The following is a 23,516-nucleotide window of genomic DNA, read 5'->3' on the forward strand; positions in this document are numbered from 1 at the left end:
CTGGTCCTTGCCGCCGTGGTCCCCCTTTCCCTCGGTCAGTCGCCTTTTCCCTTGCCGTCCCCCTTGCCCTTGCCATGTTTCTCGGGGTTGGCCCGGCTGCCGCTACTCTTCGCCGTGCTCGCTTTCGGGGGCGGTTTCGGGGCCGTCGTGCGGGCCGGGGCGGTGGTCGGCACTGAGCCGGCCACCCCGGAGACCTGCACGCCGCAGGTGCTGTCGCCGACCTTGAACTCCACCGGCAGCAGGTTGCCGCCCGTGTAGCGACCGGTCAGCGAGATCTTCCGGGACGCGCCCGGCGCCAGCGCCGGGTCGCTGGCCGGTGCCTGGAGCTGCACGGTCCGCCCCTGCTGGTGGACCGCCGGCTGGGCGCTCGTCACGGTCTGCCGGCCCGGGAAGGTGAAGCTCATCGTCCAGCCGCGCAGCTCCCGGTTACCGGTGTTGGTCAGGGTCAGCTCCGCGGTGAAGTCCTTTCCGGAGTCCCGCCGCAGCGTGTAGTCGACCGCGCAGGGGATCGACTGCGGCAGTTCCATCCGGGCCTGGGCCGGCTCGACGCCGCCGCTGGCCGAGCTCTTCGAGGTCATCCCCCACAGGGTGGCGGTGACCGCGACCAGGCCGGCGGCGGCCACCCCGGCCTCCACCCTGCGCCTGCGCACGGCGGCCCGGGTACGGGTGCGGACGGCGGAGAAGGGCAGCGCGTCGGTCTCCGCCGACCAGGGCAGGATGGTGGTCCCGGCGTTCTCCACCAGCGTCGGATCGACCTGGCCGACCGCCGGCGAGACCGGCACGATCGCCGCGATGCCGGCCGCCTCGGCGAGCGTACGGGCCACCTCGGCGGTCGCCGGCCGATCCGCGCAGCGCTTGGCGAGGCACTGCCGGACCAGCTGCGCCACCTCGTCGGGCAGTCCCAGCACCGGCGGCATCGGCTCCGGATCGTGGTACATGTGCGCCCGGAGCATCTGGGTGGTGGTGCTGGCCTGCCAGGGCAGCCGGCCGGTGAGCATCCGGTACAGCAGCAGACCGACCGCGTACACGTCGGTGGCCGGGGAGACCTGGCCGTTGTTCAGCCGCTCCGGAGCCAGGTACGCGGGCGTGCCGAGCAGGGCGCCGTCCGGGCCCTGCTCGCTCTCCCCGGCCAGCGCCGAGATGCCGAAGTCGACGACCTTCACCCCGGTCGAGGTGAGCATGACGTTGCCGGGGGTCACGTCCCGGTGGACCACGCCCCGGGCGTGCGCGGTGGCCAGCGCCGACGCCACCTCCGCGCCGATGGTCACCGCCTCCCGCCAGGGCAGCTGCCCGCCGCGGCCGAGCCGGGCGCTGAGCGGGCCGCCGTCGACCAGTTCCATCACCACGTACGGCACGGTCAGCCCGGCCTGATCCGACTCGCCGTAGTCGTACACGTTGGTGATGTTGGGGTGGCAGAGCCGGGCGGCGGCCTGCGCCTCGATCCGGATCCGGTGCCGGAACGCCTTGTCGCTGGCGAGCCGGGAGGCGAGCACCTTGACCGCGACCTGCCGACCGAGCACCTCGTCGTAGCCGCGCCAGACCACCGACATGCCTCCCGCACCGAGCTGCTCGACCAGCCGGTACCGCTCACCCAGCAGCTGCGCGCCGCCCCTCACCGCTGCACCCATGGTCGGTCCTGTTGCCCGGAGCGGACCGCCGTACACCTGAAGGGTCGGAATCGGTCAGGAAAGTCACCCGTTCAGGCGGTCGCCAAGAGCTGGTCCACCGGGGCGTAGTCGTCGGTCAGCACCAGCGCGTCGCCGACGTACCCGGTCAGCTCGTCCCCAGACAGCAGGCTGGCCGGCTCGGGCAGCATGCCCAGCCGGGACAGGGCGCCGGCCAGCGGCAGCGGCGCGTCCGAGGCGACGATGAGGAAGTTCGCACCGGACCGCCCCTCGATGCCCCAGGGCGGAGCGATCAGCGCGACGTGCCGGAACTCGGCCCGGACGGTGGCCAGCTCGGCCCGGATGAACCGGCCCGGCGGCACGTCGATGACGTTCTGCACGTAGATCCCGCCGGGCCGGAGCACCCGGCGGACCTCCGCGGCCATCTCCCGGGTGGCCAGGTGCCAGGGCACGACCAGGTGCCCGAAGGCATCGCCGACGATGAAGTCGCGGCTGTCGGTGCGCTCGGCGCCGAGCAGCACCCGGGCGTCCCCGACCCTGGCCTGCAACTGCGGTCCGGTGCGCACGCCCAGCTCCCGCCGGTCCAGGTCGACCAGCCCGCCGTCGATCTCGAAGACCAGGTTGTCGGTGCCCGGCCGGGTCGCGGCGAGGTAACGCGGCATGGTGAAGCCGCCGCCGCCGAGGTGCAGGGCGTCGAGCCGCTGCCCGGCCGGCGCGGCCAGGTCGGCGACCAGGCCGATCCACTGGGTGTACGCGTATTTCAGGTGGGTCGGGTCGGCCAGGTCCACGTACGAGTGCTCGGCCGAGTTGAGGTAGAGGACGCGCCCCTGCGTCCACTGCGAGTCGGTCTCCACCTTCGCGCAGTGGTACGCCGTCTCCACGTCGCACGGGTTCGGGGCGACCGCGGAGAGGCCCGCCGCGGCCAGGCCGAGCACCGCCAGGGTGGCCTTGACCCGGGTCGGGGCGGGCAGCCCGGTCCCGGCCCGCCGGCGCAGGTACGCCCCGAGCGCCAGCCCGGTCACCCCCAGCACCGCCGCCAGCCCGAGCACGATCACCGTGCTGGACAGCGCCGCCACCAGCACGAAGCCGGTGACCAGGGTGGCGGTGATCCCGCCCAGCGTGCCGATGCCGGAGAGCCGGCCGACCACCTGCCCGGTCCGTCGCAGGTCGGCGAGCTGGAGCTTGACCACCAGCGGGGTCACCCCGGCCAGCAGCGCGGCCGGCACCAGCAACGCCAGCGCGGTCAGCAGGAGGACCCCGCTCGCCGCGCCGCCGCGCAGCGCCTCGCCGGCGTACCGGACGACGGGGAGGGTGACCGCGGTGGCGATGCCCGCCAGCACCAGCGCCGGGGCGAGCAGGGTGCGCGGGTCCCGCCGGTCGGCCAGCCACCCGCCCATCCACGCCCCGTACGCGATGGCGCCCAGCGCCATGCCGATGACCGAGCTGGTCACCTGGAGAGTCACCCCGACGTACGGGCCGACCAGGCGCAGCGAGACGGTCTCCAGGACCAGCACGGCCCCGCTGGAGAGGAAGACGAGAAACGCGGCGAGCCCGTTCGGCAGGGCCCGGGGCGGGGCCGGCGCGCTCGGGGCCGGCTCCGCCTCGACGTCGGACGATGTGCTGCTCACCGTGGCGATGCTACGCAGCGTTCCAGGCAACCAGGGTCAGTACATCGAGACATGAACATGGTTTGTATGGTCGGCGGCCGGACTGCCCCCGCCGCTGTACGACCGCCAGCCGGTGTTCGGCATCCAGATCTGCCGGTACCAGATCACGTACATGACGCCGAGCTTGCTCGCGTTGTTCTTGAGGTAGCTGGCGAGGCTGTCCCCGTACGCCTTGTCGCCGCCGGTGGCCGAGACGTTCTCGAAGCCGCCGCTGGCGGCGGAGAAGTCGCACGCCCGCCCCTTCGGGTGCTCACCCCCGCCACCGCTGCGGTGGCAGGAGACGTACCGCTTGTAGCCGGCCGCCTTGGCCTGCTGGAGCATGTGCAACGTGCGTGGGGTGATGCAGCCGTCGGCCGGCGTCGGGTCGTTCACCGAGCAGGACTCCGGCGGCCACGAGCCGTCGGGGTTGCGCGGGGCGGGCTTGGCCGACCCGGAGCCGCCGCTGAACCCGCGGCTGCTGCCGGAGCTGACCTTGGCCAGCGCGATCTCGGCGTCCCGCTTCTTCTTCGCCAGAATCGCCAACTGCTTCTGCTGCTCGCGGACCTCGGCGTCGAGGGCCAGCTTGGCCCGGGTGGCCTCGGCCTGCGCCTCGTGCAGGTCCCGCAGCCGTCGGCTGTCCCGCTGGGCCATCACGTCCAGCTCGGCGGCGCGCTGCAGGAACGAGTCCGGATCGGTGCTGGCCAGCAGCGCCGACACCGGGGTCAGCCGGCCCACCCGGTACGAATGCGCGGCCACCTCACCCACCTGCGCCTTCAACTCGACCAGGCGTAGCTCGATCTGCTTGAGCTGCCCATTCAGCGCGACCTGCCGGCGCTTGGAGTTGTCGAGGCGGGCCTGGGCCTCGATGTGACCCTTCGCCGCCGCCTCCAGGGCCGCCCGGAGCTGCTTGCTGCCGCCCTCGTCGGGCGCGCTCGGGCTGGGCGCGGCGGCGGCGGGCCCAGCCGGGGCGAGGCCGGCGCCGAGCAGCAGGGCCGCCGCGGCGAGCAGGGCGAGCAACGGCCGGCCGGCGCGCCGCCGGATGAGCCTGGTCCTGGGCACGAGAGCGTCCTTCCGTCGACCGCCGACCCCCGGTTGACCGCTGCGCGGCGGCGGCTCCGCCGGCCACGGACGGCGGCCTGCTGGCGGAGGCCGCCGGTCACGATACCGGACCACGCGCGCCACGCCAGGCCCCCGACCTCGGACGACACGGATCGTCGACGCATGGTGCCGACCCTGTCGCGGACCGCGACAGAACGGGGCTCAGCCACCCAGCAGCGCCGCCCGGACCTCGTCCCAGATCTCCTCGCTGGCCGCGACCAGCAGGCCCCGGCCGCCGTCCGCCGGGTGGTAGTCGGTCCCGTCGAAGCGGCGGGCCACCCCGCCGGCCCCGCGTACCAGCAGGGTGCCGGGCGCGTGGTCCCAGGGCAGGGTGCGCCAGAAGAGGACGAACTGCTGCGCGCCGGTGAGCATGTCGAGGTATTCGCGCCCGGCGCAGTGCTGCCCGGGCAGCAGCTCACCCAACCGCTCGCCGCCCGCCTCCACGGTCCGCCGGGCCTTTGGCGGCAGGAACCGGGTCATCGCGGTGCCCCGCAGGGCACCGACCTCCGGTGCCGACCGGCTGATCCGGACCGGCGTGCCGTCCAGCCGGGTGCCCGCGCCGGCCCGGCCGGCCGCCATGGTCCCGGCCAGCGGGTCGTACACCCAGGACGCCGCCGGCAGGCCGTCGGTCAGCAGCGCCACCATCAGGGCGAACGGGCGTCGGCCGGCGGCGAAGTTGGCAGTGCCGTCGATCGGGTCGACCACCCAGACGTCGCCGGCACCGCGCAGGTGCCGCAGCAGGTCCGGGTCCTCGGCGACCGCCTCCTCGCCGACCACCACCGAGCCGGGGCGCAGCCGCCGCAGCCCGGCGGAGATCAGCTCCTCCGCCTGGCGGTCGGCGACGGTGACCACCTCGCCCGGCGCCTTCTCGGAGATGTCGGCGTCGTCGAGCCGGCGGAACATCGGCACCACGACCTCGGCTGCGGCCTTCCGCAGCAGGTCGCCGACGTCCTCCAGCAGCGGCTCAGCCACGCGGCGGCAGCTTGACCACGGTGACGAAGAACTCGTCGATCTGGCGGACCACCGAGATGAAGCGCTCGAAGTCCACCGGCTTGGTCACGTAGGCGTTGGCGTGCAGCTGGTAGCTGCGCAGGATGTCCTCGTCGGCCTGAGAGGTGGTGAGCACCACGACCGGGATCCGGCAGAGCTGCTCGTCCTTCTTGATCTCCGCCAGCACCTCCCGGCCGTCCCGGCGGGGCAGGTTGAGGTCGAGCAGGATCAGGTCGGGGGTCACCGCGTCCGCGTACCGGCCCTCGCGGCGCAGGTAGGCGAGCGCCTCGGCGCCGTCCGAGACCACGGTGAGGCGGTTGCGGAGCTTGTGCTCCTCGAACGCCTCCTGGGTCATCAGCACGTCACCCGGGTCGTCCTCGACCAGCAGGACCTCGATCGGGCTCCTGCCGTCTGCCGGCGCCGTCATCCCACCGTCTCCTTCATGCCACCCGTTGTACCGTCCCGGACCGCGCCCTGGGTCGTCTCCCCCGGTCCCGCGTCCGGCTGCCGGCCGACGGGCGCCTCCGCACCGTCCCCGGTTGCCGCCGGGTCCCCGGTCGACTCCTCACCGGCCGCCGGCTCGTCCCCGTCCGTCGCCGGCGCCGCCTCGACGTCGGCCGGCGGCGCGGGCAGGGTGAACCGGATCGCGGTGCCCTCCTCGGTGCCGGTGTCCACCCAGACCCGGCCGCCGTGGTACTCCACGATCTTCTTGACGATGGCCAGGCCGATGCCGGTGCCCGGGTACGCGTCCTTGGAGTGCAGCCGCTGGAAGATGACGAAGATCTTGTCGGCGAACTCCGGCTCGATCCCGATGCCGTTGTCCTGGCAGCTGATCTCCCACTCGTCGCCGACCAGCCGGGCCGACACGTGCACCTTCGGCGGCGCGTCCGGGCGGCGGAACTTGATCGAGTTGCTGACCAGGTTGGCCAGCAGGTTGGTCAGCAACGGCTCCTCGCCGCGGATCACCGGCAGCTCGTCCCAGGTCAGCTCGGCGTCGGCGAACTGGCGGGCGGCCTCGGTCTGGGCGGCCACGTCGCCCATCACCTTGTTCAGGTCGACCTCGGTGAAGCCGGTGGTGAGGCGGCCGATCCGGGAGAACGCGAGCAGGTCGTTGATCAGCCGCTGCATCCGCTGCGCGCCGTCGACGGCGAACGCGATGTACTGGTCGGCGCGCTCGTCGAGCTGGCCCGCGTAGCGCCGCTGAAGGAGCTGGCAGAAGCTGGCCACCTTGCGCAGCGGCTCCTGCAGGTCGTGCGAGGCGACGTACGCGAACTGCTCCAGGTCGCGGTTGGACCGGGTCAGCTCCTCGGCCTGCTTCTGGAGCTGGCTGTTGACCCACTCGATGCGCTCGCGGGCCTGGCGTACCTCGTCCAGCTCCTGGGCGATCTTCTGCCGCATGCCGTCGACGTCCTCGGCGAGACGGCGGAACTCCGGCGGCCCGGACCCCTCGATGTGGTGCCGGTAGTCGCCGGCGGCGACCTCGCGTACCTGGCCCGCCAGGGCGGCCAGTGGCCGGATCAGGATCCGGTCGAGCGAGAGCAGCAGCAGTGCACCGGCCACCGCCACCACCAGGGCCGCGGCGATCAGCAGCACGACCAGCACGTTGCTGGTGCTGCTGACCCGCTCGGCGGTCTGCTGCCGGACCAGGCCGATCTCGTCCTGGAGCTGGTCGACCGCGGCCCGGACGCCGTCGAACTGCTGCCGGCTCTGGTCGGTGACCAGCGCCTGCCCCGCCGCCGGGCCACTGCGCTCGATCGTGCTGATCACCGGCTCGGCGACGTCCGCCCGCCACCGCGCCGCCCGCTGCTCGACCACCGCCAGCTCGCGCCGCACGTCCGGGTAGTCGGTGGCCAACCGCTGCATCGAGGCGACGGTGTCGCGTTCCCGCTTCCGGCCCGAGTCGTACGGGGTGAGGTCCTTGCGGTCGCCGTTCACCGCGTATCCGCGGACAGCTGCCTCCTGGTCGAGCAGGGCGCTCATCAGCTCCTGGCTCTGCAACTGGAGCGGAGCGGTCTTGACCAGGACGGCGTCGATGTTCTGCCGGTTCTTCTCGGCGACCAGCGCCTCCGCCGCGGCCAGTCCGAGCAGCAGCAGCAGGACCACGCCGAGCAGCGCGACCACCCGGCGCCGCAGGGTCCAGCCCTCCCGGTACGCCGTCACCGGCCATCGCCCCGGGTGACCAGCAGCATGGCGACGTCGTCGGCGAGCGGACCGCCGTTGAGCTGCTCGGCCCGGCCGACCAGCCACCCGGGCAACTCGGGCAGGGACACCGCCTGGTTGGCGGGGTCGGCGAGCAGGTCGGTGAGGCCGGGCACGTCGAGCCGATCGTCGCCAGCGCCCACCCGACCCTCGATGAGGCCGTCGGTGTACATCAGCAGGGACCAGTCATCGGTGTCGAACTCCAGGTCGAAGGCCACGGGCGGGCGCGGTCGTACCCCGAGCAGCAGGCCGCCCCGGGCCGGCACGGGGGCGACCTTGCCCCCGCTGAGCAGCAGCGGCGGCGGATGCCCGGCGAGCCGCACAGTGGCCCGGTCGGCCGCCAGGTCGAGCCGGGTGGTCGCCACCGTGGCGAAGATCTCCTGGAGCCGGCGCTCGCTCATCAACACCTGCTCCAGGGCGGGCAGCACCTCGTCGTCCGGCACCCCGGCCAGCACGAGGGCCCGCCAGGCCACCCGGAGCTCGACGCCGAGGGCGGCCTCGTCCACGCCGTGGCCGCAGACGTCGCCGACGATCAGGTCGATCCGGTCCGGCCGGGTCTGCACCACGTCGTAGAAGTCGCCGCCGATCAGCGCGGCGTGCCGGCCAGGACGGTAGAAGGTGTGCACCGACACCTGGTCGGTGGTCATCAGCGGCTGCGGCAGCAGACCCCGCTCCAGGCGGGCGGACTCGGCCTGGCGCAGCTCCACCTCGCGGAGCCGACGGGCGTTCTCGTCGGCCCGCTTGCGTTCCACCGCGTAGCGCAGGGCGCGGGCCAGCAGGACCCCGTCCACCTGGCCCTTGACCAGATAGTCCTGGGCGCCCTCGGCGACCGCCACGATACCCAGGTGCTCGTCGGAACGGCCGGTGAGCACGCAGACCGCCGCCCCGCTGGCCATCTCCACCACCCGGCGCAGCCCGTCCAGGCCCTGCGCGTCGGGAAGGCCGAGGTCGAGCAGCACGCAGTCCACCCCGGTCATCCGCTGCCGGGCCTCGCTGAGGCTGGCGGCGACCAGCAGGTCGATGTTGGCGTTGGTCTCGGCGAGCAGCTCGCCGACCAGGAACGCGTCGCCCTCGTCGTCCTCGACCAGCAACACCCGCAGCCGCTCACCGGGCGGCACGTTGGCGTGATGCCCGAAACCACCCTGCGGAACGGCCCCGGGCGCGACGGAGGCCCCGGGCAGGCCGGGCCCCCGGTGCGGCCGGGTCACCGCCGCGAGACGCGGGAGTTCGCTGGTGATGTCGGACTCCTTCCGAGTGCCCTGCTGATCCTGTCTCAGACCACGGTCGCACACAACACGACTGGAGCGCCCACCGGCGGCAGCCCAGGTGGGGAGTGTCGCCACGGTCCGCCGGGGGGCAGGATGATCCCACCCCGACCACCCCGAGGAGTTCCCGTGGGCGTACCCCCCACCCGGGCGGCCGACCGGGCGCTGGCCCGGCCGCGCCGCCGGCTGCTCGCCGCCGCCGCGGCGCTCGCGGCACTGCTGGCCGTCGGCGCGGGCGTCCTCGTCGACCTGGCCACCCCGGCGCCCCGCCCCGCCACCGCCCCGGCGGACCAGTTCAGCGCCGACCGGGCATACGAGCACGTCAAGGTCGTCGCGGCCCGGCCGCACGTGGCCGGGAGCCCGGCCAACGACCAGGTCCGCGAGCACCTGGTGGGGGTGCTGCGCGGCCTCGGCCTGGAGACCACGGTGCAGGACACCGTCGCCCCGGAGGCCGGGCAGCTCAGCGGGGCCGCCGGCGGGGCGACCGTGGCCCGGGTGCGCAACGTGGTGGCCCGGCTGCCCGGCACCGCCTCCACCGGGCGGGTGTTCCTGGTGGCGCACTACGACTCGGTGCAGTCCGGCCCGGGCGGCAACGACGACGCCGCCGGCACCGCCAGCATCCTGGAGGTGGCCCGGGCGCTGACCGCCGGCCCGCGCCCGCGCAACGACATCGTGTTCGTGCTCACCGACGCGGAGGAGGCGTGCCTCTGCGGCGCCTCGGCGTTCGCCGGCAGCCACCCGCTGGCCGCCGACGGCGGTGTGGTGCTCAACCTGGAGGCGCGCGGCTCCACCGGTCCGGTGATCATGTTCGAGACGTCCCGGGACAACGCGAAGTTGGTGGACGTCTTCGGCCGGGCCGCCCCGCACCCGGTGGGCACCTCGTTCGCCGTGGAGATCTACCGGGCGCTGCCGAACGACACCGACTTCACCGCCTTCCTCGACCACAACTTCGTCGGGCTGAACTCGGCGTACATCGACGGCGGCGCGATCTACCACACGCCGCTGGACGTCCCGGCGGTGCTGGACCGGGGCAGCCTCCAGATGCACGGCGACAACGCGCTCGGGCTGGCCCGCGAGTTCGGCCGGACCGACCTGACCACGCTGCACGCCGACCACGACGCGACCTACTTCCCGGTCCCGGGCGGCCTGGTTCGCTATCCCGGCTGGCTCACCCTGCCACTGGCGCTGCTCGCCCTGGTCGCGGTCGGCCTGCTCGGCTGGCTGCTGCGCCGGCGCGGCCGGGCCACCACCGGCCGGCTCGCCGCCGGCGTCGGGCTGGCCCTCGTGCCCGTCGTCGTGGCCCCGCTGGGCGCGTGGCTGCTCTGGGCCGCGATCACCAAGATCCGCCCCGGTTACGTTGAACTGCTCGACCCGTACCGGCCGGTCTGGTACCGGCTCGCCGTGGTGGCGCTCGCCGCAGCGGTCCTGTTCACCTGGTACGCGCTGACCCGCCGGTGGGTCGGCCCGGCCGCCCTCGCGTTCGGCGGGCTGGCCTGGCTGGCCCTGTTCGGGGTGCTGCTCGCCGTGCTGGTTCCGGGTGGCGCGTACCTCGCCACCCTGCCCGCGCTGGCCGGCGCGCTCGCCGGGCTGGCGGCGCTGGCCACCCGGCTGGACGGTCCCGGGCCGGTGGTCGCGGTGACCCTGGCCGGCGCGGTCGCCGTGGTGATCCTGCTCCCCACCGTGGTGCTGCTCTTCCCGGCGCTCGGCATGGCGATGGGCGGGGTGGCGGCGCTGTTCGCGGTGCTGCTCGGCCTGGCCGCGCTGCCGGTGGTCGACCTGCTGCACCCGCAGGCCGGCGGCCAGCGCGGCCTGCTGGCGCTGCGGGCCCGCCGGCTCGCCCCGCTGCCGGCGGCCGCCGCCGGGCTCGCCGCCGTGGTGCTCGCCGGGGTCGGCCTGGCCGTGGACCGCTTCGACGCCGCCCACCCCGTGCCCACCCACCTGATGTACGCCCTGGACGCCGGTACCGGCGAGGCCCGGTGGCTCAGCCGCGAGGACGAGCCGCAGCCCTGGACCGCCGGGTACCTCGACGGGACGGCTTCCGCGGCCGACGACTTCCCCGCGCTGGGCGACGCCAGGCTGCGCAGCGGCCCGGCGCGGGCGGCCGACCTGCCCGCCCCGAAGTTGCAGGTGCTCTCCGACACCACCGTCGGGGAGCGGCGCACCCTGCGGGTCCGGGTGACGCCGCAACGGCCGGTCCGCCTGCTCTCGCTGCACGTGGACTCGACGACCGTGGTGGAGTCGTCGACCGTCGACGGGGTAGCGCTGGACGTCGGCCGGTACACCAGGGATCACCCGTGGGGCTTCGGCATGGTGTTCCATGCGCCGCCACCGGAGGGCGTGGAGATCACCCTGGTGATGGCGCCCGGACACCGGCCGCTGCTACGGGTCATGGACGCCAGCGACGGCCTGGCCGGCGTACCCGGGTTCCGGCCCCGCCCACCCGATGTCGGCGTGGTCGGCTCGCACAGCTCCGAGATGCTGGCGGTGGCCCGCACGTATCCCCTGTGACGCGGACCGGGCGGCCGGGACCCGGAAAGCGGCCCGCCCGGGCTCCGGCCGTCCGCCGACGAACGGCAGGTACGGGCCGCCTCGGCTGGCCCCGATCCGATCAGGAATCAAGAAGCGCCAGGCTGTCGCCGCGCCTAGCCTTCCTTATGGCCGGCAGCGCGCCGAGCCTTGAGCGTCGAAAGGCAGCCCGGAAATGCCCGCGAAGAACACCCAGACCGAGTCCGCCGGCTTCAGCGCCGAGGAGCGCGCCGCGATGAAGGAGCGCGCCGCCGAGCTGCGCGCCGAGGGCAAGAAGGGCGCCAAGAAGGCCGACGATCTCCAGGCGGCCCTCGACAGCATCGCGAAGATGGCGCCGGAGGATCGTGAGCTCGCCGAGCGCGTGCACATGGCGGTGACCACCGCCGCCCCGGAGCTGTCGCCGAAGACCTGGTACGGGATGCCCGCCTACGCGAACGCGGACGGCAAGGTCGTCGTCGCCTTCAAGAACTCGGGCAAGTTCAACTCCCGCTACTCGACCCTGGAATTCCAGGACGCGGCCAACCTTGACGACGGGGACATGTGGCCGGTGTCGTACGCGCTCCAGCAGTGGAGCCCCGTGGTGGAGCAGAAGATCGTCGAGCTGATGAAGGCCGCGGTCTCCTGACCGTCACAGCCCGACCTGACGCCCGCCGGTCCCGAATCCGGACCCGCAGGGCGTGGCAACTAGCGCCGGACGGAGACACCTGACAATGTGAACCGATGCTGCATCAGGTGGCCGACGGCGTCTGGGTCCGGCAGAGCGAGTGGGTCTGGAGCAACGCCATCGTGGTGCGCGGCGAGGATGGGTTGATCCTGGTCGATCCCGGCATCGACGGTTCGGATCTGAACCAACTCGCCGATGACGTGGACCGGCTCGGCATTCCGGTGGTCGCCGGGTTCTCCACCCATCCCCACTGGGACCATCTGCTCTGGCATCCCCGGTTCGGTGACGTGCCGCGCTACGCCACCCCCGCCGGCGCCCAGGCTGCCAGTGCAGCCCGAGAGCGGGCGCAGAAGATGGCGGCGGAGAGCGCATCGGGCATCCCGCTCGAGGTGATCGGGCTCCTCACCCCGCTGCCCGCGGACGGGGGACCCGTGCCGGGCGAGATCGTCGAGCATCAGGCGCACGCCACCGGCCACGCCGCGATCCTCCTCGCGGACCGTGGCGTCCTGATCGCCGGCGACATGCTCTCCGACGTCCTGATCCCGCTCCTCGACCCTCGCCGCCCCGATCAGGTGGGCGCCTACGAGACGGCACTCGACCGGCTGGGTGAGGCTGCCAGCCACATCGAAGTCCTGATCCCCGGCCACGGGGCCGTTGCCGAGGGTCCCGCGGTCGCGGCCCGCATCGCCGCCGATCGTGCCTACATCGACGCGCTGCGGCGAGGAAAGGAACCGGTCGACGCGCGTCTGGGTCAAGACTGGCTCTCCGGCCCCCACCAGTCGAACCTGGAGCAGGCCCGCCGCTCATCCGGATGAACTTCGGCGTCATCGCGCTCCTGGTCGCCACCCGGGGAGCCTCCGAATCGGCGGCCACGACGGCACCGAGCGCAGGTCGTCACTATTTCCAGCGGAAGTGCACGAAGAGGCGGCCGAAGTTCTTCGAGTCCTTCTCGACCCGGTGGTAGAGCTGCTTGACGTCCTTCTGGTCGAGGAAGCGCAGCACCCGCTTCTTGAGCTGGCCGGAGCCCTTGCCGGGGATGATCTCCACCAGGGTGGCCTTCTTCGCCACCGCCTCGTCCATGATCCCGCGCAGCGCGCGGTCGATGTCGTGCCCCTTGTTGAAAATGTCGTGGAGATCGAGCTTGAGCTTCACCAGCCCATCGTAGGCACGCCGGGCCGCCGGGCCCGGCGACGGCAAGGGCAGCCCGCCGGGGCTGCCCTTCGCCGTCTCGTACTGGTGGCGGTCAGCGACCGCCGCTGACCCGGCTCTCCACCCGGCGCAGCGCCTCCGCGTAGTCGGCGTTGGTCGAGTGCATGGCCGCCGCGATGCGCAGGTGCCGCAGGGCGTCGGCGGGCCGGTTCAGCCGTTCCAGGGTCCGGCCCAGCACGTGGTGGGCGTAATGGTCGCTCGGGTCCCGGTCGACCAGCTCCCGGAGCTGCTCCTCGGCCCGGCTGAGCTGGGCCGACTGGAAGTACGCCCGGGCCAGCAACTGCCGCACCGAGGAGTTGCCGGGCTCCGCCTCGACGATCGGCTCGAGCAGCCGGGCCGCTCCGGTCGGGTCACCCGCTTCGAAGAACATGGTCGCCCGCCGGTACTCCGCCAGAAGATCCACTCGACCCACCTCCTCGTGTCGCACCGCCCTTTGTCCGACGCTGGCACAACATCAGCCGGACCGCGAGTGTTCCCCCGGTCGAAGTTGCGCCTCAGGCCGTCGGGTCGTACCGGTCGCCGACCAGCTCCCAGGCCCGGACACCACCGACGATCCCGGCCGTGTTCGGGACGACCACCACGTCGTCGCCCATCCGGGTGAGTTGTTCGGGCCGGATCAGCCGCGAGTTGCCCCCGCCGAGATAGAGCCGGTCCCAGCGGAAGACCGGCCGCAGCCCCTCCACCACCTGCCGGATCCGCCGCGACCAGAACGCGTCGCCCAGGCGCCGGCGTTCCGGCTCCCCGATGTACGTGTCGTAGGTGGTGTTCCAGCGCACCGGGGCGTGCGACAGCTCCAGGTGCGGGGCGAGCACCCCGCCGTCGAAGAGCGCGCTGCCCAGCCCGGTGCCGAGGGTCAGCACCAGCTCACAACCGGTCCCGGCGACCACGCCCGCCCCGTGCACCTCGGCGTCGTTGAGCACCAGCGCCGGGATGCCGAACGCCTCGGCCAGTGCGCTGCGTGCGTCGTATCCGGACCAGTCGGCCACCAGCGCCGGGTCGATCTTGCTGCGCGGCCCGGACCGGGTGACGTAGTGCGGGGTGGCCACCACCACGCCGTGCCGGATCATGCCGGGCATCCCGACCGTGAGCCGGTCCGCCGCCGGCAGGCTGCCGGCCAGGTCCAACAGCGTCTTGACGAAGAGCGACGGCGGCAGCGGGTACGGCGTCGGCACCCGTACCGGGCGGGCCCGCATGGTCCCGGCGGCGTCCAGCACGGACGCCTTGATGCCGCCACCGCCACAGTCGATCGCCAGAGTGGTCACCACGGCAGTGAGTCTCCCTCAGCTCGGTCACGTTCCGAGCCCCGGTCATCCTGATCGGCTGCGGAGTGCCGCGCCGGTAGGCTCGATCTCCTCATGAGCGCCACGTTGATCGCCAAGGACCTCACCGCCGGGCACGGTGACCGCCTGCTCTTCGCCGACCTGGACCTGGTCGTCGCCCCCGGCGACGTGGTCGGGCTGGTCGGGGTGAACGGCGCCGGCAAGTCCACGCTGCTGCGTACCCTCGCCGGGCTCCAGCCACGCGAGCACGGCTCGGTGGCGTTGAACCCGCCCACCGCCACGGTCGGCTATCTGCCCCAGGAGCCGGAGCGCCGGCCGGGCGAGACGGTCCGGCACTTCCTGGCCCGGCGTACCGGGGTGGCGGCAGCGCAGGCCGCGCTGGACGCGGCCACCGAGGCGCTCACCGCCGGGGCCGAGGGCGCCGACAACGCGTACGCCGAGGCGCTGGAGCGCTGGCTCGACCTCGGCGGCGCGGACCTGGACGAACGGGCCGAGCAGGTGGCCGCCGAACTGGGCCTGGCGGTCGACCTGGACCATCCGATGACCGCCCTCTCCGGCGGCCAGGCGGCCCGGGCCGGGCTGGCCTCCCTGCTGCTCAGCCGGTACGACGTCTTCCTGCTCGACGAGCCCACCAACGACCTGGACCTGGCCGGGCTGGAGCGGCTGGAGCGGTTCGTCACCGGGCTGCGGGCCGGGACCGTGCTGGTCAGCCACGACCGGGAGTTCCTCACCCGAACCGTGACCCGGGTGGTGGAGCTGGACCTGCACCAGCGGCAGGTCCGGCACTACGGGGGCGGCTACGCGGCCTACCTGGAGGAGCGGGAGGTGGCCCGCCGGCACGCCCGGGATGAGTACGAGGAGTACGCCGAGACCCGAGCCGAGCTGGAGGCACGGGCCCGGATGCAACGGGCCTGGATGGAGAAGGGCGTGAAGAACGCCCGGCGCAAGGCCACCGACAACGACAAGATCGGCCGCAAGTTCCGCACCGAGTCCACCGAGAAGCAGGCGGCGAAGGCCAAGCAGACGGCGCGGCTGATCGAGCGGCTGGAGGTGGTCGAGGAGCCGCGCAAGGAGTGGGAGCTGCGGATGGAGATCGCCGCCGCGCCCCGCGCCGGTGCCGTGGTGGCCTCGCTCCGGGGTGCCGTCGTACGCCGGGGCGGCTTCGCGCTGGGTCCGGTGAACCTCCAGATCGACTGGGCCGACCGGGTGGCGATCACCGGGGCGAACGGCTCCGGCAAGAGCACCCTGCTCGCCGCGCTGCTGGGCCGGCTGCCGCTCGACGAGGGCCACGCCGCGCTCGGCCCGGGGGTGGTGGTGGGCGAGGTCGACCAGGCCCGGGGGCTGTTCCTCGGCGACCAGCCCCTGGTGGACGCCTTCGGCGCCGCCGCACCGGAGTTGAGCCCGGCGGACGTGCGGACCCTGCTGGCGAAGTTCGGCCTGCGCGCGGACCATGTGCTGCGGTCGGCGGCGACTCTCTCCCCCGGCGAGCGGACCCGGGCCGCGCTGGCCCTGCTCCAGGGGCGCGGGGTGAACCTGCTGGTGCTGGACGAGCCGACCAACCACCTCGACCTGGCGGCGATCGAGCAGCTCGAGTCGGCCCTGGCCACGTATCCGGGGACGCTGCTGCTGGTGACCCACGACCGGCGGATGCTGGACGCGGTGAGCGTCAACCGGCGGCTGCGGGTCGACGCCGGACGGATCGCCGAGGATTGATCCGTGCCGACCCGGTCGCGCCGGGTGACAATGACCCCATGCTCAAGTGGGAGTACGCGCTGCTGGTCCGCCGCCGCCAGGCGGCCACCAGCGACGTCGGGTGGGAGATCGTGTTCGTCTGGTACGGCCCGGACGGTTCGATGGTCGACGTCACCCCGTACGGTGACACCGCGCTGGCCCACCTCAACCGGGCCGGTGACCAGGGCTGGGAACTGGTCGCGATGAGCGAGGACCCCTCGCTGCCGGGCAACAACGAGTTGCACCGGTACCACCTCAAGCGGCCCAAGCCGGCCGTGGCGCCGCCCCGCCAGCGGATCCGGGGCGCCAACCGGGGCCGCCGCAGCCTCTCCGGCTGACCCGGCGCCCGGCTGACCCGGTGCCCGGCCGCCGCCGGCTCGCTCGGCGGTTGCCGGCCGGCGGTCGCCGCTGTTTGGGCTGCTCCCGCGAGTGTCGTCTGGCGGTCCGAGGCATACCGGGCGGCGATGCGGGTATCGCGCGCCCGGAGGTGGCGCATGGTCACGATGGCGCAGTCCCCACCCTCGGCCCAGCGGCTGCGGATGATCGACGGGTTCCTCGTCGAGGCGTGGGCCGATCTGACCCGCCACGATGAGCGGCTGCGCCCGCTCACCGTGGAGGTGCGCTTCGACCGGGGCGTCGCGCACCTGAGCGGAGAGGTGGCCGACCCGGCCGAGCTGCGTCTGGTCCGGGACATGGTGGGCCGCCTCGCCGGGGTGCTCGGCGTCTGGTGCCGGGTGGCCGTCGCCGGCCGGGCGCCGGTGGTGGTGGACCTGGGCTGCGGCGCGACCAAGCAGTGGCCGGGCAACCTGGGGCTGGACATCTACCCGGCGCCGGGGGTGGACGCGGTGGCCGACCTCGGCGGCTCGCTGCCACTCGCCGACGACTCGGTGGACGTGTTCTTCGCGGTGCACATCATGGAGCACCTGATCGACTTCCTGCCGCTGTTCGACGAGTGCCACCGGGCGCTGCGGCCGGGGGGCGTGCTGCACGTGATGAGCCCCTGGTGGCGGCACGTGAACGCGGTCGCCGACCCGACCCACGTACGACTGCTGGACGTGCAGACCTTCAAGGGCATCTGCGGTCAGCGCCCGCCCGGCACCCCGCGCTGGTACCCGCTGCACGTGGGCTGCGACGGCGCCTCCATCTTCGCCGACCTCACCCCCCTCGCCCCCGACGACCCACCCCCACCCCCGTACCACCTGGCCCGCTTCTTCGACTGACCCACCTGCTCCCACCCGCCTCACCTGCTCCCACCCGTCTCACGCGTTCATCATGAGGTTGACGGCGGGCGCAGTGATCAAGAACGCGCCAACTTCATGATCAACGCAGGAAGTGCGGGCGGCGGGACCGTCGGGGCAGGCGTCAGGGGGCGCTTTCGCGGAGGGCCAGGCGGTGGGGTGCCACCAGTTCCCGGGGCGGCGCGCCGCGGTCGGCGGCGAGGCGGTCGGCGAGCAGGTCGACGGCGAGGCGGGCGATCCGCTCCTTGTCCGGGGCGACGGTGCTGAGGGTGGGAATGGAGAAGCGGCCGTCCTCGATGTCGTCGAACCCGGCCACCGCCACGTCCTCGGGCACCCGCAGCCCGGCCACGTGCAGTGCGCGCAGGGCGCCGAGGGCGAGGGTGTCGTTGAAGCAGAAGACCGCGTCGGGGCGTACGCCGGAATCCAGCAGGGCACGCATGGCGGCCGCGCCGTCGGCCCGGTGCCAGGCGGCCGCTGGGGCCACCAGGCGCTCGTCGTACCCGAGGCCGGCGTCGGCCAGCGCGGCGGCGTAGCCGGCCAGGCGGAGCCGGGCGCTCGCGCCCTCGGGGGTGCGTTGGGCGCCGATCGCGGCGATCCGGCGGCGGCCGAGGCCGACCAGATGCGCGGTGATCTGCCGGGCGGCGGTCACGTTGTCGATCATCACGTGGTCGGCCGGGCCGTGGTCCACCCGCTCGCCGAGCAGCACCATGGGCAGGCCGTCGAGGTCGGCGAGGTCGGCGGCGGTGAGCGCGAGCGGGCTGAAGATCAGCCCGTCGATCAGATGGTCGCCGATCCCCCGGGCCGCCTTCCGTTCCTGCTCGGGGCCGCCGCCGGTCTGGTCGATCAGCACCGTCCAGCTGTGCTCGGCGGCGGCGGTGACCACGTGCCGGGCCAGCTCGGCGAAGTAGGGGATGTCCAGCTCCGGCACGGCCAGGGCGATCACCCCGGTCCGCCCCTTCCGGAGGCTGCGGGCCGACAGGTTGGGGCGGTAGTTGAGCTCGGCGATGGCCTGCTCGACCCGGGCCCGGGTGTCCGGCCGCACGTGCTGGTAGCCGTTCACCACGTTGGACACCGTCTTCACCGACACGCCGGCCCGTTCGGCGACGTCCTTGAGCCTGTGTCGCACTGGCCCGTCCTCCCCTGTCGGCTCTGCCGGCACTGTATCGCGCCGAGACCTCTTTACAACGTTGATTACAACGTTGTAGAAACCGGAGGTACGGGGTGACCGAGGTCACCCCGACCGGTACGAGGAAAGGTGGCACCCGTGCGGAGCGCGCAGCTGACGATCGACCCGTCGTTCACCATCGGAGCGGCCGACCGCCGTCTCTTCGGTTCCTTCGTCGAGCACATGGGGCGCTGCGTCTACGGCGGTGTCTACGAGCCGGGCCACGCCACCGCCGACGCCGGCGGCTTCCGCCGGGACGTCCTGGATCTGACCCGGGAACTGGGCGTCTCCGTGGTGCGCTACCCCGGCGGCAACTTCGTCTCCGGCTACCGCTGGGAGGACGGCGTCGGCCCGGTCGGCGACCGGCCGCGCCGGCTCGACCTGGCCTGGAAGACCATCGAGACCAACGCGTTCGGGCTGGGCGAGTTCATGGCCTGGGCGGCGGAGGCCCGCGTCGAGCCGATGATGGCGGTCAACCTCGGCACCCGGGGTGTGCAAGCGGCCTGCGACCTACTCGAATACGCCAACCACCCGGGCGGCACCCAGCTGTCGGACCTGCGCCGCAAGCACGGCGCCGAGGAGCCGTACGCGGTGCGGCTCTGGTGCCTCGGCAACGAGCTGGACGGGCCCTGGCAGGTGGGCCACAAGACCGCCGACGAGTACGGCCGACTCGCGGCCGAGACCGCCCGCGCGATGAAGAAGATCGACCCGTCGATCAGTCTGGTCGCCTGTGGCAGCTCCAACCGGCGGATGCCCACCTTCGCCTCCTGGGAGGCGACCGTCCTGGAGCACACCTACGAGCACGTCGACTACATCTCCGCCCACACCTACTACGACCCGTCCGACGGCGACCGGGCCAGCCTCCTGGCCTCCGCGGTGGACATGGACAACTTCATCCGCGACGTGGTGGCCACCGCCGACCATGTGGCCGCCCGGCTGCGCCAGCGGCGGAAGCTGAAGATCTCCTTCGACGAGTGGAACGTCTGGTACGAGTCCCGCCTGCAGGCCGACCTGGACCGGCGCGGCTGGGTCGAGGCGCCGGCGCTGATCGAGGACGACTTCACCGCGGTCGACGCGGTGGTGGTGGGGGACCTGCTCATCACCCTGCTCCGGCACGCCGACCGCGTCGGGGTGGCCTGCCAGGCACAGCTCGCCAACGTCATCGCCCCGATCCGTACCCGCACCGGCGGGCCGGCCTGGCGGCAGAGCATCTTCCACCCGTTCGCCCTCACTGCCCGCCACGCTCGCGGCACGGTGCTGCGTACCGAGCCGGTCTCGCCCACCTACCCCACCGGGAAGTACGGCGACGTGCCGGTGCTGGACACCGTCGCGGTGCACGACGAGGAGGCCGGCGAGCTGGCCGTCTTCGCGGTCAACCGCGACCAGGACGACCTCGTCGTCGACCTGGACCTGCGCGGGCTGCCCGGCCTGCGCGCCCGGGAACACCGCGCTCTCGCCGCCGGGGTCGACCCGACGGCCACCAACACCGAGACCGAGCCCGAGCGGGTGACGACCCGCGGGCTCCCCACCCCCACCCTCGACGGCGGCCGGTGCTCCGTGGTGCTGCCCGCCTGCTCCTGGAATCTGCTGCGCTTCGCACCCCAGCCGTGACCAGGAAATACCGCATCCCGTCCCCCAAGGAGTACCCATGATCCAGAACGAGATGAGCCGGCGGCGCCTGCTCAGCCTCGGCGTCGGGCTCGGCGCCGCGGCCACCCTGAACCTGGCCGGCTGCGGCGGCAGCAGCATCTCCGACAAGCCGAGCGCCGCCGGCAACGGCGGCAAGGACTACACCGGCCCCAAGGTCGACCTGAGGCTGTGGAACGGTTTCACCGGCGGCGACGGCGAGATCTTCAAGCAGTTGGTCACCCAGTTCAACGGCGAACACCAGAACATCGCGGTCAGCGTGGTGACCTACGAGTGGCAGGACTACTACAGCAAGCTTCCCGGTGCCGTCTCGAGCGGCAACGGCCCCGACATCGCCGTCATGCACATGGACCAGCTCGCCACCTTCGCCGCCCGCGGGGTGATCATGGAGCTGGACGACGTGGCGAAAACGCTGGAACTCAGCGAGGGGGACTTCGCGCCGACCGTCTGGAAGGGCGGCCTCTACCACGACAAGCGGTACGGCATCCCGCTCGACATGCACCCGCTGGGCCTCTACTACAACAAGGCGGCCATGCAGCGGGCCGGCCTCGACCCGAACAAGCCGCCGACCACCAAGGACGAGTACACGGCGGCGCTGACCGAGCTGAAGAAGGCGGGGATCCAGGGTTTCTGGGTCAGCCCGTTCCAGTTCACCGGCGGAATGACCTACTACTCGCTGCTGCACCAGTGGGGCGGCACCCTCTTCGACGGGGAGGTCGCCAAGGCCACCTTCAACTCCGATCCCGCGGTCGAGGCGTGCACCTGGCTGGTGGACATGATCAAGCAAGGGTTCTCGCCGGCCAACGTGGGCCAGGACGCCGACTACCTGGCCCTCAAGAGCGGCAAGAACGCCTTCAACTGGAACGGCATCTGGCAGGTCAACGACCTGAAGAAGAGCCCGGACGTGCAGTGGGGCGTCGCGCCGCTGCCGCAGATCGGCAGCCAGCAGGCGGCCTGGGCCAACTCACACAACTTCACCATCGTCAAGCAGCGCAGCGCCGACAACAACAAGGTCGCCGGCGCGAAGGTCTTCATCAACTGGCTCAGCCAGCACTCGTTGGACTGGGCCAAGGGCGGCCAGGTGCCCGCCCGCAAGGCGGTCCGGGAGAGCGCCGAGTTCAAGGCGCTGCCGGAGATCAGCTCGCTCGCGCCGGAGCTGGCGTACGCCGCGTTCCCGCCAGCCGCGCCCGGCCTGGGAGAGGTGATGACCACCTTCTACAACGCCTTCAACGAGGCGGCGCTGGGCAAGAAGTCCCCGAAGCAGGCGCTGGACGACGGCGTGGCCAAGGCGAACAAGCAGCTCGAGGACAACCGCAAGAAGTACGGGAGCTGATCCGCCGTGGCGGACGTGATCGAGGTCGGGGCGGCGCGCGGAGACGCGCCGCCTCCGGCGAGCGGAACGCGCCGTCCGGGCGGCGTCACCGCGCGGGGGCATCGGGCCACCCCCTACCTTTTCCTCGCGCCGTACCTGGTCCTGTTCCTGGTGTTCGGGCTGCTGCCGATCCTCTTCGGGGTCTGGATCAGCCTGCACCAGTGGGACCTCCAGCTGCCCAACCGGCCCTTCATCGGGCTGGACAACTACCGGGACCTCTTCTCCAGCGACTCGGCGATCTACGGCGACTGGTGGTCCAGCCTCCGAGCCACCGCGATCTTCACCATGCTGTCGGTACCGCTGCTGATCGTCGTACCCCTGGGGCTGGCCCTGCTGCTCAACCGTTCCTTCCCCGGGCGGACCTTCTTCCGGGCCGCCTTCTTCGCCCCGTACGTCCTCGGCGTCGCGGTGATCGGCCTGCTCTGGCGCTTCCTGCTCGACGCCAACCTGGGCCTGGTCAACCGGCTGCTCGGGGTGCTCGGCCTGCCCTCCGACACGCCCTGGGTGACCGACGTGCCGTGGGCCTGGGTGTCGCTGGTCGGGGTGACGGTGTGGTGGACCTGCGGCTTCAACGCGGTGATCTACCTGGCCGGGCTGCAGGACATTCCGGCCGAGCTGTACGAGGCGGCCCGGGTGGACGGGGCGAACGGCTGGGACCGGTTCCGGCACGTCACGCTCCCCGGCCTGCGCCCGGTGCTGCTCTTCGTGCTGACCACCACGATCCTCGCCTCGGCGAACGTCTTCGGGCAGTCCTTCCTGATCACCCAGGGTGCGCCGGGCGAGCAGACCCGGACGGTGGTCTGGCGGATCGTGGACGAGGGGCTGCGGTACTACGACGTCGGCAGCGCGGCCGCGATGAGTGTGCTCTTCGCGCTGATGCTCGCCGTGGTCAGCGTCCTGAACTTCCGGCTGTTCCGCTACCGGGAAGACTGAGGGGGCGACGATGACGAGTCTGCGTGGGGCCGTGCGCTACGCCGTCCTGCTGCTGATCACCGCGGTCTTCGTGACCCCGCTGGTCTGGATGGCCCTCACGTCGGTGAAGACCTACGCCGACGCCCAGCAGGACCCACCGAGCTGGCTGCCGAACCCGTTCTCCACCTACGGATACGACCAGATCATCAACAACACCGCCAACCCGGTGCTGCGCTGGTTCGTCAACAGCATGCTGGCGGCCAGCCTGCACACCCTGCTGGTGCTGGCCACCGCCGCCATGGCCGCGTACGCCCTGGCGCGGATGCGGTTCCGGGGCCGGGCGCTGAGCTTCGCGCTGATCGTGGGGACGCTCTTCCTCCCGCCGACCTCGCTGATCATCCCGAACTTCGTGATCGCCGATCGGCTGGGCTGGCTCGACACGCTGACCGTGGTGGTGGTTCCGGGCGCGGCCAGCGCGTTCGGGGTCTTCTTCCTCCGGCAGTTCTTCCTCTCGATCCCCCGGGAGCTGGAGGAGGCCGCCGTGCTGGACGGGGCGAACCACTGGCAGGTCTTCACCCGGGTACTGCTGCCGCTGTCGAAGCCGGCGCTGGCCACCCTGGCGGTGCTGTCGTTCCTCACCAACTGGAACGACTTCCTCTGGCCGGTCTATGTGCTGTTCAGCCCGGAGCGGCTCACCCTCCCCGCGGGCCTCGGCCTGCTCCAGGGCGCCTACGTCACCGACTACCCGGTGATCATGGCGGGGGCGGTGCTGGCCAGCGTGCCGGTGCTGATCCTCTTCGTGGCCGCCCAACGACACATCATCCAGGGTGTCTCGCGCAGCGGCCTGAAGGGATGATCGGCGGGCGGACCCGACGGAGCGGCGCGGCCCTGGCCGCCGCGTTGCTCGTCGCCGGTTGCGGCAGCGAACCAATGTCGAGCACGCCGGAGG

General features: G+C 72.7%; 20 protein-coding genes and 1 pseudogene. 10 read left to right on the forward strand and 11 right to left on the reverse strand.

The window, feature by feature from the left end:
* Positions 1–35: 35 nt before the first annotated feature.
* The 7 genes from ACGF4F_RS15785 to ACGF4F_RS15815 all read right to left on the reverse strand — a co-directional run bounded on the left by ACGF4F_RS15785 (position 36) and on the right by ACGF4F_RS15815 (position 8,766).
* Positions 36–1,628 (reverse strand): serine/threonine-protein kinase, encoded by a 1,593-nt coding sequence (locus ACGF4F_RS15785; RefSeq protein ID WP_393077872.1) that lies wholly within the window; start codon positions 1,626–1,628, stop codon positions 36–38.
* 71 nt (positions 1,629–1,699) lie between these two features.
* On the reverse strand, positions 1,700–3,253 hold the full coding sequence (locus ACGF4F_RS15790) for a fused MFS/spermidine synthase (protein WP_393077875.1): 1,554 nt from the start codon (positions 3,251–3,253) through the stop codon (positions 1,700–1,702).
* Between the two features lie 36 nt (positions 3,254–3,289).
* Positions 3,290–4,330 carry a coiled-coil domain-containing protein gene (locus ACGF4F_RS15795; protein ID WP_393077878.1) on the reverse strand — a complete coding sequence of 347 codons (1,041 nt, stop codon included), beginning with the start codon at positions 4,328–4,330 and terminating at the stop codon, positions 3,290–3,292.
* 201 nt (positions 4,331–4,531) lie between these two features.
* Positions 4,532–5,341, reverse strand: coding sequence for an inositol monophosphatase (locus tag ACGF4F_RS15800; protein ID WP_357438365.1), 810 nt, complete (start codon positions 5,339–5,341; stop codon positions 4,532–4,534).
* Positions 5,334–5,786, reverse strand: coding sequence for a response regulator (locus tag ACGF4F_RS15805; RefSeq protein ID WP_357438367.1), 453 nt, complete (start codon positions 5,784–5,786; stop codon positions 5,334–5,336). Before ACGF4F_RS15805 ends, ACGF4F_RS15800 begins: the two co-directional genes overlap by 8 nt.
* Positions 5,783–7,519 carry an ATP-binding protein gene (locus ACGF4F_RS15810; RefSeq protein WP_357438371.1) on the reverse strand — a complete coding sequence of 579 codons (1,737 nt, stop codon included), beginning with the start codon at positions 7,517–7,519 and terminating at the stop codon, positions 5,783–5,785. The genes ACGF4F_RS15805 and ACGF4F_RS15810 overlap by 4 nt, the downstream gene beginning before the upstream one ends.
* Positions 7,516–8,766 carry a PP2C family protein-serine/threonine phosphatase gene (locus ACGF4F_RS15815; RefSeq protein WP_393077883.1) on the reverse strand — a complete coding sequence of 417 codons (1,251 nt, stop codon included), beginning with the start codon at positions 8,764–8,766 and terminating at the stop codon, positions 7,516–7,518. Before ACGF4F_RS15815 ends, ACGF4F_RS15810 begins: the two co-directional genes overlap by 4 nt.
* A gap of 186 nt (positions 8,767–8,952) precedes the next feature.
* Between ACGF4F_RS15815 and ACGF4F_RS15820 the strand changes: the two genes are divergently transcribed.
* The 3 genes from ACGF4F_RS15820 (at position 8,953) to ACGF4F_RS15830 (ending at position 12,828) form a co-directional block, all read left to right on the forward strand.
* A complete protein-coding gene (locus ACGF4F_RS15820) occupies positions 8,953–11,331 on the forward strand; it encodes a M28 family peptidase (RefSeq protein ID WP_393077886.1) in 2,379 nt (792 codons plus the stop codon).
* Between the two features lie 193 nt (positions 11,332–11,524).
* A complete protein-coding gene (locus ACGF4F_RS15825; protein WP_357438380.1) occupies positions 11,525–11,974 on the forward strand; it encodes a hypothetical protein in 450 nt (149 codons plus the stop codon).
* 107 nt (positions 11,975–12,081) lie between these two features.
* The gene (locus ACGF4F_RS15830; RefSeq protein ID WP_357438382.1) at positions 12,082–12,828 is read left to right on the forward strand and encodes an MBL fold metallo-hydrolase; all 747 of its coding nucleotides are present in this window, start codon (positions 12,082–12,084) and stop codon (positions 12,826–12,828) included.
* An 82-nt stretch (positions 12,829–12,910) separates the two neighbouring features.
* Here the strand turns inward: ACGF4F_RS15830 and ACGF4F_RS15835 are convergent, their stop codons facing one another.
* From ACGF4F_RS15835 to ACGF4F_RS15845, 3 genes are all read right to left on the reverse strand, one after another.
* Entirely contained in the window at positions 12,911–13,165 is a 255-nt protein-coding gene (locus ACGF4F_RS15835) for a Smr/MutS family protein (protein WP_013736060.1), read from the reverse strand.
* 91 nt (positions 13,166–13,256) lie between these two features.
* The gene (locus ACGF4F_RS15840; RefSeq protein WP_357438385.1) at positions 13,257–13,625 is read right to left on the reverse strand and encodes a tetratricopeptide repeat protein; all 369 of its coding nucleotides are present in this window, start codon (positions 13,623–13,625) and stop codon (positions 13,257–13,259) included.
* Positions 13,626–13,716: 91 nt separating this feature from the next.
* Positions 13,717–14,487: an ROK family protein gene (locus tag ACGF4F_RS15845; RefSeq protein WP_073834397.1), complete on the reverse strand. Its 771-nt coding sequence runs from the start codon at positions 14,485–14,487 to the stop codon at positions 13,717–13,719.
* 90 nt (positions 14,488–14,577) lie between these two features.
* Here ACGF4F_RS15845 and ACGF4F_RS15850 point away from each other — a divergent pair, with 90 nt between their 5' ends.
* The 3 genes and pseudogenes from ACGF4F_RS15850 to ACGF4F_RS15860 all read left to right on the forward strand — a co-directional run bounded on the left by ACGF4F_RS15850 (position 14,578) and on the right by ACGF4F_RS15860 (position 17,453).
* Positions 14,578–16,215: an ABC-F family ATP-binding cassette domain-containing protein gene (locus ACGF4F_RS15850; RefSeq protein ID WP_357438389.1), complete on the forward strand. Its 1,638-nt coding sequence runs from the start codon at positions 14,578–14,580 to the stop codon at positions 16,213–16,215.
* A gap of 38 nt (positions 16,216–16,253) precedes the next feature.
* Positions 16,254–16,499: pseudogene (locus tag ACGF4F_RS15855) on the forward strand (hypothetical protein); the annotation flags it as partial.
* A gap of 228 nt (positions 16,500–16,727) precedes the next feature.
* Entirely contained in the window at positions 16,728–17,453 is a 726-nt protein-coding gene (locus tag ACGF4F_RS15860; RefSeq protein WP_357438391.1) for a methyltransferase domain-containing protein, read from the forward strand.
* Positions 17,454–17,595: 142 nt separating this feature from the next.
* Here the strand turns inward: ACGF4F_RS15860 and ACGF4F_RS15865 are convergent, their stop codons facing one another.
* A complete protein-coding gene (locus tag ACGF4F_RS15865; protein ID WP_357438393.1) occupies positions 17,596–18,597 on the reverse strand; it encodes a LacI family DNA-binding transcriptional regulator in 1,002 nt (333 codons plus the stop codon).
* Positions 18,598–18,735: 138 nt separating this feature from the next.
* Between ACGF4F_RS15865 and ACGF4F_RS15870 the strand changes: the two genes are divergently transcribed.
* The 4 genes from ACGF4F_RS15870 to ACGF4F_RS15885 are packed head-to-tail and all read left to right on the forward strand — an operon-like array spanning position 18,736 to position 23,423.
* Positions 18,736–20,247 carry an alpha-N-arabinofuranosidase gene (locus ACGF4F_RS15870; protein ID WP_357438395.1) on the forward strand — a complete coding sequence of 504 codons (1,512 nt, stop codon included), beginning with the start codon at positions 18,736–18,738 and terminating at the stop codon, positions 20,245–20,247.
* Between the two features lie 37 nt (positions 20,248–20,284).
* Positions 20,285–21,616 carry an ABC transporter substrate-binding protein gene (locus ACGF4F_RS15875; protein ID WP_393077893.1) on the forward strand — a complete coding sequence of 444 codons (1,332 nt, stop codon included), beginning with the start codon at positions 20,285–20,287 and terminating at the stop codon, positions 21,614–21,616.
* A gap of 6 nt (positions 21,617–21,622) precedes the next feature.
* Positions 21,623–22,588: a sugar ABC transporter permease gene (locus ACGF4F_RS15880; protein ID WP_357438400.1), complete on the forward strand. Its 966-nt coding sequence runs from the start codon at positions 21,623–21,625 to the stop codon at positions 22,586–22,588.
* A gap of 10 nt (positions 22,589–22,598) precedes the next feature.
* The gene (locus ACGF4F_RS15885; RefSeq protein WP_357438403.1) at positions 22,599–23,423 is read left to right on the forward strand and encodes a carbohydrate ABC transporter permease; all 825 of its coding nucleotides are present in this window, start codon (positions 22,599–22,601) and stop codon (positions 23,421–23,423) included.
* The last annotated feature ends 93 nt before the right edge of the window (positions 23,424–23,516 follow it).

The organism is Micromonospora sp. NPDC047740 (assembly GCF_043204735.1).
GTDB lineage: Bacteria > Actinomycetota > Actinomycetes > Mycobacteriales > Micromonosporaceae > Micromonospora.

What these genes read in the sequence shown, in the direction of transcription:
- ACGF4F_RS15885 (WP_357438403.1), top strand. Translation starts at nt 22,599, where the DNA reads ATGACGAGTCTGCGTGGGGCCGTGCGCTACGCCGTCCTGCTGCTGATC.
- ACGF4F_RS15805 (WP_357438367.1), bottom strand. Translation starts at nt 5,786, where the DNA reads ATGACGGCGCCGGCAGACGGCAGGAGCCCGATCGAGGTCCTGCTGGTC.
- ACGF4F_RS15860 (WP_357438391.1), top strand. Translation starts at nt 16,728, where the DNA reads ATGGTCACGATGGCGCAGTCCCCACCCTCGGCCCAGCGGCTGCGGATG.
- ACGF4F_RS15875 (WP_393077893.1), top strand. Translation starts at nt 20,285, where the DNA reads ATGATCCAGAACGAGATGAGCCGGCGGCGCCTGCTCAGCCTCGGCGTC.
- ACGF4F_RS15825 (WP_357438380.1), top strand. Translation starts at nt 11,525, where the DNA reads ATGCCCGCGAAGAACACCCAGACCGAGTCCGCCGGCTTCAGCGCCGAG.
- ACGF4F_RS15785 (WP_393077872.1), bottom strand. Translation starts at nt 1,628, where the DNA reads ATGGGTGCAGCGGTGAGGGGCGGCGCGCAGCTGCTGGGTGAGCGGTAC.
- ACGF4F_RS15850 (WP_357438389.1), top strand. Translation starts at nt 14,578, where the DNA reads ATGAGCGCCACGTTGATCGCCAAGGACCTCACCGCCGGGCACGGTGAC.